This is a genomic window from Pseudomonas sp. BIOMIG1BAC, from assembly GCF_001705995.2.
Taxonomy (GTDB): domain Bacteria; phylum Pseudomonadota; class Gammaproteobacteria; order Pseudomonadales; family Pseudomonadaceae; genus Aquipseudomonas; species Aquipseudomonas sessilinigenes.
In genome coordinates, this window is record NZ_CP049045.1 from 4,370,756 (window position 1) to 4,385,299 (window position 14,544).

14 protein-coding genes are annotated in these 14,544 nt (G+C 64.0%); 12 read left to right on the forward strand and 2 right to left on the reverse strand.

Going from position 1 to position 14,544, the window contains the following annotated elements; all coding sequences use genetic code 11:
• The first annotated feature begins 116 nt into the window (after window positions 1-116).
• From ATY02_RS20305 to ATY02_RS20345, 9 genes are all read left to right on the forward strand, one after another.
• On the forward strand, window positions 117-872 hold the full coding sequence (locus tag ATY02_RS20305; protein WP_053136438.1) for a gamma-glutamyl-gamma-aminobutyrate hydrolase family protein: 756 nt from the start codon (window positions 117-119) through the stop codon (window positions 870-872).
• 244 nt (window positions 873-1,116) lie between these two features.
• Window positions 1,117-2,259, forward strand: coding sequence for a polyamine ABC transporter ATP-binding protein (potA, locus tag ATY02_RS20310; protein WP_068595531.1), 1,143 nt, complete (start codon window positions 1,117-1,119; stop codon window positions 2,257-2,259).
• Window positions 2,260-2,300: 41 nt separating this feature from the next.
• Complete coding sequence (locus ATY02_RS20315) at window positions 2,301-3,182, forward strand: ABC transporter permease subunit (RefSeq protein WP_164487352.1); 882 nt, start codon at window positions 2,301-2,303, stop codon at window positions 3,180-3,182.
• Window positions 3,179-4,075, forward strand: a complete 897-nt coding sequence (locus tag ATY02_RS20320) for an ABC transporter permease subunit (protein WP_068587157.1) — start codon at window positions 3,179-3,181, stop codon at window positions 4,073-4,075. The genes ATY02_RS20315 and ATY02_RS20320 overlap by 4 nt, the downstream gene beginning before the upstream one ends.
• A gap of 60 nt (window positions 4,076-4,135) precedes the next feature.
• Window positions 4,136-5,248, forward strand: a complete 1,113-nt coding sequence (locus ATY02_RS20325; RefSeq protein ID WP_068587158.1) for a polyamine ABC transporter substrate-binding protein — start codon at window positions 4,136-4,138, stop codon at window positions 5,246-5,248.
• 373 nt (window positions 5,249-5,621) lie between these two features.
• Entirely contained in the window at window positions 5,622-6,146 is a 525-nt protein-coding gene (locus tag ATY02_RS20330; RefSeq protein WP_068587159.1) for a DUF2867 domain-containing protein, read from the forward strand.
• A gap of 207 nt (window positions 6,147-6,353) precedes the next feature.
• The gene (locus ATY02_RS20335; protein ID WP_022641043.1) at window positions 6,354-6,794 is read left to right on the forward strand and encodes a CBS domain-containing protein; all 441 of its coding nucleotides are present in this window, start codon (window positions 6,354-6,356) and stop codon (window positions 6,792-6,794) included.
• A gap of 231 nt (window positions 6,795-7,025) precedes the next feature.
• A complete protein-coding gene (locus ATY02_RS20340; protein ID WP_068587160.1) occupies window positions 7,026-9,257 on the forward strand; it encodes an LTA synthase family protein in 2,232 nt (743 codons plus the stop codon).
• Between the two features lie 136 nt (window positions 9,258-9,393).
• Window positions 9,394-10,236, forward strand: coding sequence for an NAD-dependent protein deacetylase (locus tag ATY02_RS20345; protein WP_068587734.1), 843 nt, complete (start codon window positions 9,394-9,396; stop codon window positions 10,234-10,236).
• A 1-nt stretch (window position 10,237) separates the two neighbouring features.
• On the opposite strand, the gene ATY02_RS20350 is transcribed toward ATY02_RS20345, so the two are convergent.
• Window positions 10,238-11,137 carry a LysR family transcriptional regulator gene (locus ATY02_RS20350; protein ID WP_068587732.1) on the reverse strand — a complete coding sequence of 300 codons (900 nt, stop codon included), beginning with the start codon at window positions 11,135-11,137 and terminating at the stop codon, window positions 10,238-10,240.
• Window positions 11,138-11,347: 210 nt separating this feature from the next.
• Here ATY02_RS20350 and ATY02_RS20355 point away from each other — a divergent pair, with 210 nt between their 5' ends.
• The 3 genes from ATY02_RS20355 to ATY02_RS20365 are packed head-to-tail and all read left to right on the forward strand — an operon-like array spanning window position 11,348 to window position 13,931.
• On the forward strand, window positions 11,348-12,046 hold the full coding sequence (locus ATY02_RS20355; RefSeq protein WP_068587736.1) for a CoA transferase subunit A: 699 nt from the start codon (window positions 11,348-11,350) through the stop codon (window positions 12,044-12,046).
• Between the two features lie 36 nt (window positions 12,047-12,082).
• Window positions 12,083-12,742 carry a CoA transferase subunit B gene (locus ATY02_RS20360; RefSeq protein ID WP_068587730.1) on the forward strand — a complete coding sequence of 220 codons (660 nt, stop codon included), beginning with the start codon at window positions 12,083-12,085 and terminating at the stop codon, window positions 12,740-12,742.
• A 10-nt stretch (window positions 12,743-12,752) separates the two neighbouring features.
• A complete protein-coding gene (locus ATY02_RS20365) occupies window positions 12,753-13,931 on the forward strand; it encodes an acetyl-CoA C-acetyltransferase (protein ID WP_068587728.1) in 1,179 nt (392 codons plus the stop codon).
• Between the two features lie 174 nt (window positions 13,932-14,105).
• Here the strand turns inward: ATY02_RS20365 and ATY02_RS20370 are convergent, their stop codons facing one another.
• A complete protein-coding gene (locus tag ATY02_RS20370; RefSeq protein ID WP_083236081.1) occupies window positions 14,106-14,543 on the reverse strand; it encodes a phage tail assembly chaperone in 438 nt (145 codons plus the stop codon).
• Window position 14,544 lies beyond the last annotated feature (1 nt).

Genomic DNA, 14,544 nt, shown 5'->3' on the forward strand with positions numbered 1-14,544 from the left:
CCCAGGGCTTTCAGATGAAATGCGTTTAGAATTTTTTACATGGAAGTTGTTAATTAAAATCAACGAGGATAAGCTCTGGAAAAACTCGTTCCAGCGTGAATTTCGAGGTGATAAAAATGGCATTCAAGCCATTGATCGGCGTTACTGCGTGCGTCAAAGAGATCGGTCTGCATCCCTACCACGTCAGCGGCGACAAGTACTTGCGTGCGGTCAGCGTCGCGGCCGAGGGCCTGCCCCTGGTCATTCCTTCCCTGGCGGACCTGGTCGATATCCAGGATCTGCTGCACAACCTGGACGGGCTGTTGTTCACCGGCTCGCCATCCAATGTCGAACCCTTCCACTATCAGGGCCCGCCCAGCGAACCGGGTACCGCCCATGATCCGCAACGCGATGCCACCACCCTGCCCCTGCTGCGCGCGGCCGTCGCCGCCGGCGTGCCGGTGCTCGGTATCTGCCGCGGCTTCCAGGAAATGAACGTGGCCTTCGGTGGCAGCCTGCACCAGAAGGTCCACGAGTTGCCGGGCTTTCTCGATCACCGCGAAGCCGACGATCCGCGCATCGAAGTGCAGTACGCCCCGGCGCACCCGGTGGCGATCCAGCCCGGCGGGGTCTTCGCGGCCATGGGCCTGGATGGCGAGATCCAGGTCAACTCGATCCACAGCCAAGGCATCGATCGCCTGGCCCCGGGCCTGCGGGTCGAGGCCGTGGCGCCAGATGGCCTGATCGAGGCGGTATCGGTGGAACACAGCAAGGCCTTCGCCTTCGGCGTGCAGTGGCACCCGGAATGGCAGGTGCTGTCGAACCCGGCCTACCTGCGGATCTTCCAGGCCTTTGGCGACGCCTGCCGGCAACGAGCCGCGCAGCGCCGCTGACCCCTGGCAACGGGCCGTCGAGGCGGCCCTGAAGATTTCCATACGTATCAACACGCCCTGCCCCACGGCGAGCGCGCCTGTGTGCGCCCGACATTCGGCGTGAGCGACAAACGGCAAGACCACAACAACAAATAGCGTCAGGCCGCCAGGGAGGCGGCGCCGAATCAGCCCGCCCCCGGGCTGGCAATCAACCTTTAGGCCGGGCCGAATTGGCCGGGCTGCTGACATCTGTTGGGAGTTTCACATGGCAAACGCCTCCAGCACTTACCGGAAGGCCCTCGAAGGCAACCCGAGCCCGCAGAAGGTTCTGGTGAAGATCGACCGCGTGACCAAGAAGTTCGACGAAACCGTAGCCGTGGACGATGTGTCCCTGGAGATCCACCAGGGTGAGATCTTCGCCCTGCTGGGCGGTTCCGGCTCCGGCAAGTCCACCCTGCTGCGCATGCTCGCCGGGTTCGAGCGGCCCACCGAGGGACGCATCTTGCTGGATGGCGTGGACATCACCGACATGCCGCCCTACGAACGACCGATCAACATGATGTTCCAGTCCTATGCCTTGTTCCCCCACATGACCGTGGCCCAGAACATCGCCTTCGGCCTCAAGCAGGACCGTTTGCCGGCAGACGAGATCGACGCCCGGGTCGGCGAGATGCTCAAGCTGGTGCACATGACCCAGTACGCCAAGCGCAAGCCGCACCAATTGTCCGGTGGCCAGCGCCAGCGCGTGGCCCTGGCCCGTTCCCTGGCCAAGCGGCCGAAGCTGCTGTTGCTCGACGAGCCCATGGGCGCCCTGGACAAGAAGCTGCGCTCGCAGATGCAGCTGGAACTGGTGGAGATCATCGAGCGCGTGGGGGTGACCTGCGTGATGGTGACCCACGACCAGGAAGAGGCCATGACCATGGCCCAGCGCATCGCCATCATGCACCTGGGCTGGATCGCCCAGACCGGCAGCCCGGTGGACATCTACGAGGCCCCGGTGAGCCGCCTGGTGTGCGAGTTCATCGGCAACGTCAACGCCTTCGAAGGCACCGTCACCGAAGACCTGGAAGGCTACGCCATCATCGACTGCCCGGACCTGGCGCAGCAGATCTACGTCGGCCATGGGGTCAGCACCTCGGTCCAGGACAAGTCGGTGACCTACGCCATCCGCCCGGAGAAGATGCTGGTCACCACCCTCAAGCCGGAGTCGCGCTACAACTGGTCCCGGGGCAAGGTCCACGACATCGCCTACCTGGGCGGCCACTCGGTGTTCTACGTCGAGCTGCCCGGCGGCAAGATCGTCCAGTCGTTCATGGCCAACGCCGAGCGCCGTGGCGCCCGGCCGACCTGGGATGACGAGGTCTACGTCTGGTGGGAAGACGACAGCGGCGTGGTACTGCGCGCATGAGGACCTCGACCATGACCCTGGACCGCAAACTGCTGCGCATGTTGCCCTCTGGCCGCAAGCTGGTGATCGGCATCCCCTTCCTCTGGCTGTTCCTGTTCTTCATGCTGCCGTTCTTCCTGGTGATGAAGATCAGCTTCTCCGAAGCGGCCCTGGCGATCCCGCCCTACACCGAGATCTATGCCTACGCCGAACAGAAGTTCCAGCTGCTGTTGAACCTGGGCAACTACGCCATGCTCGCCGGCGACGAGCTGTACCTCTCGGCCTACCTGGGCTCGCTGAAGGTGGCGCTGATCAGCACCCTGCTGTGCCTGGCGGTGGGGTTCCCCATGGCCTACGCCATCTCCCGGGCCAGCAAGGAAACCCAGAACGTGCTGGTGCTGCTGATCATGATGCCGACCTGGACCGCGATCCTGATCCGCGTCTATGCCTGGATGGGCATCCTCAGCAACAACGGCCTGCTCAACAGCTTCCTGCTGTGGACCGGGCTGATCAGCCAGCCGCTGGAGATCCTCAACACCAACCTCGCGGTGTACATCGGCGTGGTCTACGCCTACCTGCCGTTCATGGTGCTGCCGCTGTACGCCAACCTGGTCAAGCATGACCAGAGCCTGCTGGAAGCCGCCGCCGACCTGGGTTCGAGCAACTTCAACAGCTTCTGGAAGATCACCGTGCCCCTGGCCAAGAACGGCATCATCGCCGGTTGCATGCTGGTGTTCATCCCGGTGGTGGGCGAGTTCGTGATCCCCGAACTGCTGGGCGGCCCGGAGACCCTGATGATCGGCCGCGTGCTGTGGCAGGAGTTCTTCAACAACCGTGACTGGCCGGTGGCCTCGGCCCTGGCGGTGGTGATGCTGGCGATCCTGATCGTGCCGATCCTGCTGTTCAACCGTAGCCAGGCCAAAGAGATGGAGGGACGGGCATGAAACGCTTCGAATTTTCCAAACTGATGCTGGTGCTCGGCTTGTCGTTCATCTACCTGCCGATGCTGATCCTGGTGATCTACTCGTTCAACGCCTCCAAGCTGGTGACGGTCTGGGGCGGCTGGTCGGTGAAGTGGTACGTGGGCCTGCTGGACAACCAGCAACTGATGGGCTCGGTGCTGCGCTCCCTGGAAATCGCCTGCTATACCGCCATTGCTGCGGTGGCCCTGGGTACCCTGGCGGCCTTCGTGCTGACCCGGGTCACCCGCTTCAAGGGGCGCACCCTGTTCGGCGGCCTGGTCACCGCGCCGCTGGTGATGCCCGAGGTGATCACCGGCCTGTCGCTGTTGCTGCTGTTCGTGGCCATGGCGCAATTGATCGGCTGGCCCATGGAGCGTGGGATCGCCACCATCTGGATCGCCCACACGACATTCTGCGCAGCGTACGTAGCCGTGGTAGTCTCCGCGCGCCTGCGTGAACTGGACCTGTCCATCGAAGAAGCGGCCATGGACTTGGGAGCGCGGCCCTTCAAGGTGTTCTTCCTGATTACCATCCCGATGATCGCCCCCTCCCTGGCGGCGGGCGGCATGATGTCCTTCGCCCTGTCGCTGGACGACCTGGTGCTGGCCAGCTTCGTGTCCGGCCCGGGCTCCACCACCTTGCCGATGGAGGTCTTCTCGGCGGTGCGCCTGGGGGTCAAGCCGGAGATCAACGCGGTGGCCAGCCTGATTTTGCTGGCGGTATCGCTGGTGACCTTCCTGGTCTGGTACTTCGGCCGACGCGCCGAGGAAGCCCGCAAGCGGGCGATCCAGGAGGCCATGGAGTTCACAGCCAACGAAGCGTGGAACCCCACACCCGCCAGGCCCCAGGCCAAGCGGGAGCCGGCAACGGCTTGAACCCTTGTGTGACAAGGCCGCCCAGGCGGCCGTTTTGACAATAAGAATGGAGTTGTCGTGATGAAAATGCCTGGCAGGATATTGTCCGCCAAACTGCTGCTGACACTGTCCCTGACCGGTGCCCTGGTCGCCGGCGCCCAAGCTGGCGACAAAGTGCTGCGCGTCTATAACTGGTCGGACTACATCGCCCCGGACACCCTGAAGAAGTTCGAGGCCGAGACCGGCATCCACGTGACCTACGACGTCTTCGACAGCAACGAGACCCTGGAAGCGCGACTGCTGACCGGCAAGTCGGGCTACGACATCGTAGTTCCGTCCAACAGTTTCCTGGCCAAGCAGATCAAGGCCGGGGTCTACCAGGAACTGGACAAGTCCAAGCTGCCCAACTGGCAGAACCTCAACCCGGTGTTGCTCAAGAATGCCTCCGCCAGCGACCCGGGCAATGCCCATGCCTTCCCCTACATGTGGGGTTCGATCGGCATCGGCTACAACCCGGACAAGGTCAAGGCGGCCCTGGGCAGCGACGCACCGGTCAACTCCTGGGACCTGCTGTTCAAGCCCGAGAATGCCGAGAAGCTCAAGGCCTGCGGCATCAGCTTCCTCGACTCGCCCACCGAGATGCTTCCGGCCGCCCTGCACTACCTGGGCTACCCGGCAGCCAGCAAGGACAAGGCGCAGATCCTCGAGGCCGAGGCGCTGTTCATGAAGATCCGCCCGTCGGTGACCTACTTCCATTCCTCCAAGTACATCTCGGACCTGGCCAACGGCAACATCTGCGTGGCCGTGGGTTACTCCGGCGACGTGCTGCAGGCTCGCTCGCGCGCCGAAGAAGCGGGCAACAAGGAGAAAGTCGCGTTCAGCATTCCCAAGGAAGGCGCCGGCAGTTTCTACGACATGATGGCGATTCCCAAGGACGCCACCAACGTCGACAACGCCTACCTGTTCATGAACTTCCTGATGCGCGCGGACATCATCGCCGAGGTCACCAACAGCCTGGGCTACAGCAACGCCAATGCCGCCGCCACGCCGCTGGTGGACGAGGCGATCCGCAACGATCCGGCCTCCTACCCGCCCCAGGACGTGCTGGCCACCCTGTATGCGGTGCCCGACCAGCCGATCCCGATCCAGCGCGTGATGAACCGCGGCTGGACCCGGATCAAGCTGGGCAAGTGATGTTCCGGCGCCCGTGCTCCCGCCGGCGCCCTCCCTCTTCCGTTCACGTCGCGCCTTACCACCGCGACACTCCTGCGAACGGCTTCACCCGGCTCCCTCGGTTGGGGTGAATCCTTGGCGCCTGCGGGCGCCTTTTTTCAGGGTGCCTGCCACCTTCTGCGCAGAGCCACTGCCCACCTGGTGGACGCAATGGTCGCCTCGTGTAGCCGCTGCCGCAGGCTGCGTACGGGCGCACAGCGGCCGCCGGGACTTGACGGCGCTGAAGGCCCTTCGGACCTTGTCGCAACCTCACACGCTCGGCAGCGGCCACAGCACAATGGTATTTTTGCCGCGCGCCAGCAGGCGCCGCCATTTCTTACAGGGAACCGTATCGATGCACGCCACTGTCCAACCTTGCCCAGTGCCCAGCCCATCCAGCATCGCCAACCTGGCCGTCGGGGCGAGCTTCGTCGATTGCCGCCAGGTGCTGGCCAACGATCCCGAACGCAGCGCCATGCGCCACCTGCTGTTGCTGATGAGCCAGACCCCGGCCTGGATCGACCGGATGATGGCCCTGCGTAATCGCGTGGTGCAGCTGTTCGGCCTCAAGGACCTGGGCCGCCTGACCCGCATCGATCTGGCGCGGGCCGATGAGGACTACCAGCCGGACCAGCGGGTCGGCATCTTCACCCTGGTGTCCCAGGCGCCCGACGAAGTACTGGTGGTGGACCGCGACAAGCACCTGGACGTGTACCTGTCCCTGAATCGCCTGCCCCTGAACGACGATGGGCAACGCCCGGTGGTGCTGTCCACCGTGGTGCACCCGCACAACCTCCTGGGACGCCTGTACATGTTGCCGGTGGCGCCCTTCCACCGGATCATCGCGCCCATGACCCTGGCCAATATCAACCGTCATTGAACCGCGACACCCAGGTCCTTTGGGGGCCAGGGCCGCGGTTAGGCAGGGGTTTTCCCCAGCAAGCCTGCAAAAACTCCTGCCGATTGACGTTTTTTGCCGTCTATCTGCCGCTTTCAGCCTTGCCGGCCGGCCCAGTCTCTACGATTCTGTAGAAACCCACCTTGGGGCGGCCGGCGCCGCCCCCTGCAGAACCACCGGAGCGCCCCAATGAAGAGCGTCGCAGAACTGCTGAAACTCAAGGCCAAGCACCACCAGCAAGTGCACACCATCGCCCCGCAGCAGATGGTGCTGGAAGCCCTGATGCTGATGGCCGAGAAAAACGTCGGCGCCTTGCCGGTCCTGGAAAACGGCGCAGTGGTCGGCGTCATCAGCGAACGCGACTATGCGCGCAAGCTGGTGCTGCACGGCCGCTCCTCGGTGGGCACGCCGGTGAGCGCCATCATGAGCTCGCCGGTGATCACCGTAGACTCGCACCAGAATGTCGAGACCTGCATGAGCATCATGACCGACAACCACCTGCGCCACCTGCCCGTGGTGGAGAACGGCCAGTTGCTGGGCCTGCTGTCCATCGGCGACCTGGTCAAGGAGGCGATCGCCGAACAGGCCGACCTGATCCGCCAGCTGGAGCAATACATCCGCGGCGAGTGATGCCCCTGGGGAGCCGGTCCGCGGCTCCTTTTTAACACTCTGAAATAGTAAATCCGCGCCAGCCCTCTCCTCCCTGCAGGCGCCCCAAGCGCCTGGACCAGGGCCCTGCAACCGCGCAATGACTTAATGGGGCACCTCGAAGCGACCCATGAAGCGCCACTGCGTCGCCAATTTAAGAAACGACTAGCCGCCGTGTCTTGTTACCATTGCGCACATTTGCGTGAAGCTTTAATGACAGGCAGGTTATTTGTGAAGTTGATCCGTCGTTGCCTACAACACCCCCTTGCACCCCTGTGCACCCTCTTCGGCCTGTTGCTGCTGGTCCCCATGGGCGCCCGCCTGGCCCTGGGCTGGTCCAACCCGCTGGGTTATGTCTCCGACCTGGCCAGTGCCAGCCTGTTGACCGTCCTGCTGTATCGCCGCCCCTGGTGGCTGGCGTTGCCCGTGCTGCTGATCTGGGCCCTGCTGACCCAGGTCAGCGCCGAACTGGTCAGCGCCGTGGGCCGCATGCCCAACCTCGCCGACCTGCATTACCTGGTGGACCCGCAATTCGTCGAGAACTCCACGGGCGGCGGCCTGACCCATCCCGAGCTGGGCCTGGCCCTGCTGCTGGGGCTGGCGCTGTGGCTGCTGGTGCAACGCAGCAGCCGCGCCGTGGCGTTGCCAGCCCTGCCACGCTATAGCTGGAGCCTGCCGGTGGTGCTGTTGCTGGCCCATGGCAGTACCCAGTACCTCAAGCCCAGCGAGGCCGACCAGTGGCAGCTGTTCAACCTGCCACACCAGGCGCTGGCCACCGCCGTGGGCCAGGCGCAAATTCGCGTGGAAGACTGGCTCGACGGCGATATCGCCGACGTACCACCGCAAATGGCCGGCCTCACTCGCCTGGACCTGGAGGGCCAGCCACTGCTGCCCAGTGCCGGACGCGCCCGCAATGTCCTGGTGATCGCCCTGGAGGGCATTCCCGGTGCCTACATCAAGACCAACCGCGAGGCCCTGCACAGCCGCTACCAGGAAGACCTGATGCCCAAGCTCAGTGCCTGGGCCGAGCGCGGGATGAACACTCCCGACTACGTGCTGCACAGCCACCAGACCATCCGCGGGCTGTACGCCATGCTCTGCGGCGACTACGACAAGCTCGACAACGGCACCCCAAAGGGCGTGGAGATGCTGACCCAGAGCCAGCGCAACAAGGCCTGCCTGCCGGCGCAGATGCACAAGTTCGGCTTCGACACCCATTACCTGCAAGGCGCCGGCCTGCGCTTCATGGCCAAAGACAAGATCATGCCGCACATCGGCTTCGATGCGACCCATGGCCTGGAATGGTTCAGCAACGCCAACTACCTGGAGTTCCCCTGGGGCAAGGATGACAAGGCCTTCTTCGAGGGCGCCCTGGGCTATGTCGAGCAACTGAAGAAAAACAAGAAACCCTGGATGCTCACCCTGCTGACCGTCGGTACCCACCAGCCCTACTCGGCCCCCGATGATTACCTGGAGCGCTACGACACACCCAAGCAGGCGGCAGTCGGCTACCTGGACGATGCCATCGGCCAGTTTCTCGAAGGCCTGGAGCGCAAGGGCGTGCTCAAGGACACCCTGGTGATCATCACCTCCGACGAATCCCACGGCATCGACGGCGTGCGCCTGGCCTCGTCCTGGGGCTTCAACCTGATGCTGGCCCCGGAACAGCAACTGTTGCCGCACATCAAGTCCGGTACCTACGGTCATGTGGACTTCAGTGCCTCGGTACTGGACTACTTCGGCCTGCCCGTACCGGCCAGCCTCAGCGGTCGCTCGCTGTTTCGCGACTATGCCCAGGGCCGGGAAATCATGTCCTATACCAACGGCAAGCTGCGCTACCACGATGGCCAGGGCACCTTCACCGAGTGCGATTTCCAGCAGCGCTGCCGCAACTACGCCAGCCCCGGCTTCATCGCCGACAGCGCCAGCTTCCTGACCCAATACGGCGGCCAGCGGGCCCGGCTGGTCAGCGCCCGGGCCACGAACCTGGACCGCAGCCTGTTGCAATCGCCGCTGAACCAGCACTACCAGTTCGGTAGCCCGGCGATCATCCCGCTGCAAGCGCAGATCAAGGACGACTGGGCCGACAACCTGATCGGCGCCCAGTACCTGGAGATGCCCAAGGGCTCACAGACCCGGGTGCGCTTCACCGTACGCTCGGCCGACCCGCAGCAGAACGCCTACATCCTGCTCAAGGGCAAGGAACTGGAGCAGGACGTTCCCCTGGGCCTGCCGGAAGAAATGCTGGTGACCCCGGACCAGCCCCTGCAGATGGATTTCAGCTTCGACAACCCACAGACCCGCAAGGCCTTCTCCTTCCACTTGCTGGGCTACGGCCTGGGCGCCGTCGAAGTCAGCGACTTCAGCGTGATCACCGAAGTGCCCGGCCAGGAAGACAGCAGCGCGGACATGCCCCTGGACGACGACAGCGAACACTCCAGTTGACCCCCGGCCGGACCTGCCACGCCCTGCGGCAGGTCCCCAGCCCCCCCGCCCCAGGTTTACCACCCTGTCAGCACACGCTGGCGCAACAGCGGCTTTGCGGCTATTTCTACCAGGCCTGCCTGAACGAGCCCCGAGCATGAACCCACCTGCCGCCACATCCTCCCTGGAACCACTGGCCACCGTCATGGACGCCCAGCCGTTCATGGTCCTCACCGGGGCGGGCATCAGTACCCCCTCGGGCATCCCCGACTATCGCGACAGCGAAGGCGTGCGCCGTGGGCGACAACCGATGATGTACCAGGAGTTTCTCAACCAGGGCGAAGCCCGCCGGCGCTATTGGGCCCGGGCCATGCTCGGCTGGCCGCGCATCCGCCAGGCGCGGCCGAACGCTGCGCACCTGGCGCTGGCGCAATTGCAGGCCGCAGGGCGGATCGCTGGAGTGATCACCCAGAACGTCGACACCCTGCACGACCAGGCCGGCAGCCCCGGGGTCATCGAGCTCCATGGCAGCCTGCACTGGGTGCGCTGCCTGGACTGTGGCCAGCGCAGCGAGCGCGATGCCATCCAGCAGCAGTTGGAGACGCAAAACCCGTACCTGGCCGGCGTCGACGCGGTGCAGGCGCCCGATGGCGATACCCTGCTGGACCCGGCTTTCGAGGCACGCTTCCAGGTGCCCCATTGCCCCCACTGCCAGGGCACGCGGCTCAAGCCCGACGTGGTGTTTTTCGGCGAGAACGTGGCCCAGGCTACGGCAGCCCAAGCCTGGAGCGCGGTACACGAAGCTGGCGGCCTGCTGGTGGTGGGATCGTCGCTGATGGCCTATTCGGCCTTTCGCCTGTGTCGCGCCGTGGTCGAGCAAGGCAAGCCGCTGCTGGCCATCAATTTCGGCAAGACCCGCGCCGATGCCTTGCTGGACCTCAAGCTGGAGCAGCCCTGCGACCAGGTCCTGCCCTGGCTGGCCGAGCGCCTGAAAGGCTGAGTCAAGCGGGCAAGCGCTCGCCGAGCCTGGCCTCGCGCAGGATGTCGAACAGGGCCTGGGCCGCCGTGGACAGCTCATCCCCCGGCTTGGTCAGCACACCGATGGCCCGCTCCACCACCGGTTCGCCCAGGGTGATGCAGTGCCCGCCCAACTCCCGCATCTGCCCGGCACACAAGGCCGGCACCGCACTCACCCCCAGGCCACTGGCAACCATGCGCCCCACCGTCGCCAACTGGTGACTCTCGAACTCCACCGGCAATTGCACGCCCCGGGCCCGCAGGTGTTCCTCAAGCATGACTCGCACCGTGGACGGGCGCTGCAGAGTGATGAAGGGTTCCTGCAACAGCGTCTGCCAGTCGATTTCATGACGCCCGGCCAGCGGCGAGTCCCTGGGCACCACGGCGACGAAACGATCGATGTACAGCGGGGTGAACACCAGCGAAGTGTTGTCCTGCGGCTCGAAGGCTACCCCCAGCTCGACCTCGCGATCGCGGACCATCTCCAGCACCTGCTCGTTGATCACATCGTCGACCGTGACGTTGACCTGCGGGTAGCGAGCGCGAAATTGCTTGAGAATCGGTGGCAACAGGTTGCCGGCAAAGGAAGGCATGGCCGCCAGGGTCACCCGCCCGCGCTGCAGGGTAAAGCGCTGGCGCATTTCATCCTCGGCGTTATCCCAGTCAGCGATCAGGCGCCGGGCCAGGGGCAACAGCGCCTCACCCTCGGGCGTCAGGGCGACGTTGCGCGTGTTACGCGTAAACAGGCGTCCGCCCAGGCCCTCTTCCAGGGCCTTGATCGTCAGGCTCAGGGCCGACTGCGACAGGTGCAGGCGCTCGCAGGCCAGGGCGAAACTCATGCTGTGGGCCACCGCCAGGAAGGCCCGAATCTGTTTGACCGTCATCCATCATCCTCAGGAGGCGCAGCGACAGGCCACAAGCTATAAGCTTGCAGCTTGCAGCTTGCAGCTTGCAGCTTGCAGCTTGCAGCTCATTATGCTGTTTTTCAAATCAATCAACCTTAAAAATCAACTTAACAAATCAATCCCATGGCGCAACACTGATTCCACCAACGGCTGGCCAGCCGCCAACGAACAAGAAAGAGGATGGTGCATATGGCAGGTTTCGATAAGCGCGTGGCGTCCTACGAGGAAGCCCTGGAAGGTCTGCAAGATGGCATGACCGTGATCGCCGGGGGCTTCGGCCTGTGCGGCATTCCCGAGAACCTGATCGCCGAGATCAAGCGTCGCGGTACCCGCGACCTGACCGTGGTATCCAACAACTGCGGCGTCGACGGCTTTGGCCTGGGCGTGCTGCTCGAAGACCGCCAGATCAGCAAGGTGGTGGCCTCCTACGTCGGCGAGAACGCCCTGTTCGAGCAGCAACTGCTCAGCGGCGAGATCGAAGTGACGCTGACACCCCAGGGCACCCTGGCGGAGAAGATGCGCGCAGGCGGCGCCGGCATCCCGGCCTTCTTCACCGCCACCGGCGTCGGTACTCCCGTGGCCGAAGGCAAGGAAACCCGCGAGTTCAACGGCCGCACCTACCTGATGGAAGAGTCCATCACCGGCGACTTCGCCATCGTCAAGGGCTGGAAGGCCGACCATTTCGGCAACGTGATCTATCGCCATACCGCGCAGAACTTCAATCCCCTGGCGGCCACCGCCGGCAAGATCACCGTGGTCGAGGTGGAAGAAATCGTCGAGCCGGGCGAACTGGACCCAGCGCATATCCATACCCCGGGCATCTATGTCGACCGAGTCATCTGCGGCACCTTCGAGAAGCGCATCGAACAGCGCACCGTGCGCAAGTGATCGCCCTTCCCCAGCCCGACTAAAAGGACAATAAACATGGCTCTTACCCGCGAACAAATGGCTCAGCGCGTCGCCCGCGAATTGCAGGACGGCTACTACGTGAACCTGGGCATCGGTATCCCGACCCTGGTGGCCAACTACATCCCCGACGGCATGGAAGTCATGCTGCAATCGGAAAACGGCCTCCTGGGCATGGGCGCCTTCCCCACCGAGGACCAGATCGACGCCGACATGATCAACGCCGGCAAGCAGACCGTGACCGCACGCATCGGCGCTTCGATCTTCTCCTCCGCCGAGTCCTTCGCGATGATCCGCGGCGGCCACATCGACCTCACCGTGCTGGGTGCCTTCGAAGTGGATGTACAAGGCAACATCGCCTCGTGGATGATCCCCGGCAAGCTGGTCAAGGGCATGGGTGGCGCCATGGACCTGGTGGCCGGTGCCGACAACATCATCGTCACCATGACCCACGCCTCCAAGGACGGCGAGTCCAAGCTGCTCAGCCGCTGCAGCCTGCCGCTGACCGGTGCGCAGTGCATCAAGCGCGTACTCACCGACCTGGCCTACCTTGAAATCGAGGATGGCGCCTTCATCCTCAAGGAACGCGCCCCCGGGGTCAGCGTCGAGGAAATCGTCAGCAAGACCGCCGGCAAGCTGATCGTGCCGGACCATGTTCCCGAAATGCAGTTCTCCTGAGGAGCCCATCATGCAAGACGTCGTAATCGTTGCCGCTACCCGTACCGCCGTAGGCAGCTTCCAGGGTTCGCTCGCGGCCATTCCCGCCGTCGACCTGGGCGCCGCGGTGATCCGCCAACTGCTGGCCCAGACCGGCATCGACCCGGCCCAGGTCGACGAAGTCATCATGGGCCAGGTGCTCACCGCCGGCGCCGGGCAGAACCCCGCCCGCCAGACCGCGATCAAGGCCGGCCTGCCCCACGCCGTGCCCGCCATGACCCTGAACAAGGTCTGCGGCTCCGGCCTCAAGGCCCTGCACCTGGGCGCCCAGGCCATCCGCTGCGGCGATGCCGAAGTGATCATCGCCGGCGGCCAGGAAAACATGAGCCTGGCCAACTACGTCCTGCCCGGCGCCCGCACCGGCCTGCGCATGGGCCACAGCCAGATGATCGACAGCATGATCAGCGACGGCCTGTGGGATGCCTTCAACGACTACCACATGGGCATCACTGCCGAGAACCTGGTGGACAAGTACGGCATCAGCCGTGAAGCCCAGGACGCCTTCGCCGCCGCCTCCCAGCAAAAAGCCGCGGCCGCCATCGAGGCCGGGCGCTTCGTCGACGAGATCACGCCGATCCTGATCCCCCAGCGCAAGGGCGACCCCGTGGCCTTCGCCACCGATGAGCAACCCCGGGCCGGCACCACCGCCGAAGCCCTGGGCAAGCTCAAGCCGGCGTTCAAGAAAGACGGCAGCGTCACCGCCGGCAATGCCTCTTCGCTCAACGACGGCGCCGCCGCGGTGATCCTCATGAGCGCCAGCAAGGCCCGTGCCCTGGGCCTGCCGGTACTGGCGAAAGTGGCCGCCTACGCCAACGCCGGGGTCGACCCGGCGATCATGGGCATCGGCCCGGTCGCAGCCACCCGCCGCTGCCTGGAGAAAGCCGGCTGGACCCTGGGCCAACTGGACCTGATCGAAGCCAACGAAGCCTTCGCCGCGCAATCGCTGGCGGTGGGCAAGGAGCTGGAATGGGACCCGGCCAAGGTCAACGTCAATGGCGGTGCGATCGCCATCGGCCACCCGATCGGCGCCTCGGGCTGCCGGGTGCTGGTGACCCTGCTGCATGAAATGCTCAAGCGCGATGCCAAGAAAGGCCTGGCCACCTTGTGCATCGGCGGCGGCCAGGGCGTGGCCCTGGCCATCGAGCGCTAAGACCTCTCCTGCGGGCCACCCTGGTGGCCCGCACCACCACGAGCATCGGCAAGCCGGCGGACCCACGATGATGCCGCGCGCGAAAAATCTACAACCTGAATTGAGATAAATGACTTCATGAACCATTGCATCTGCTGCAATGGAATTGTTGACCCGAACAACCCAACCAGAGCATCAAACCATCTGCCTAGCTAACCAGACAGGAGGCAGCGGGCGATTCTCGTTATTAGGAAAGTCAGGCGACTGCGGTAAGTCACGAAGGGCCTGAATATATGTCAGCAGCTCCTTGAACTGCTCAGCGCTCAATGTAGGAGCCGCGTTCGCTTCGAGCTGGTCTCGATGACGCTCACGCAACCATAAAACATTTGCCAGCTCCCCATCCCGCCAGGCCCTCTCATCAGCAGCAGGATCAGGCGGCACTACTGGTGCATCGATGAGATATGGCCGTCCTGCTTCGTCATGCGCTCGAATCTTGCCAGGTGGCGGATTTCCAATAACTTTCAAATACAACTCCTCAGATATCTCAACGGCATCGGTTGGTATATCTGAATGTATCCCCTTTAAATACGTGGTCTGAGTTGTTTGGCTATAGAGTCGATTTTTACTGGCCATT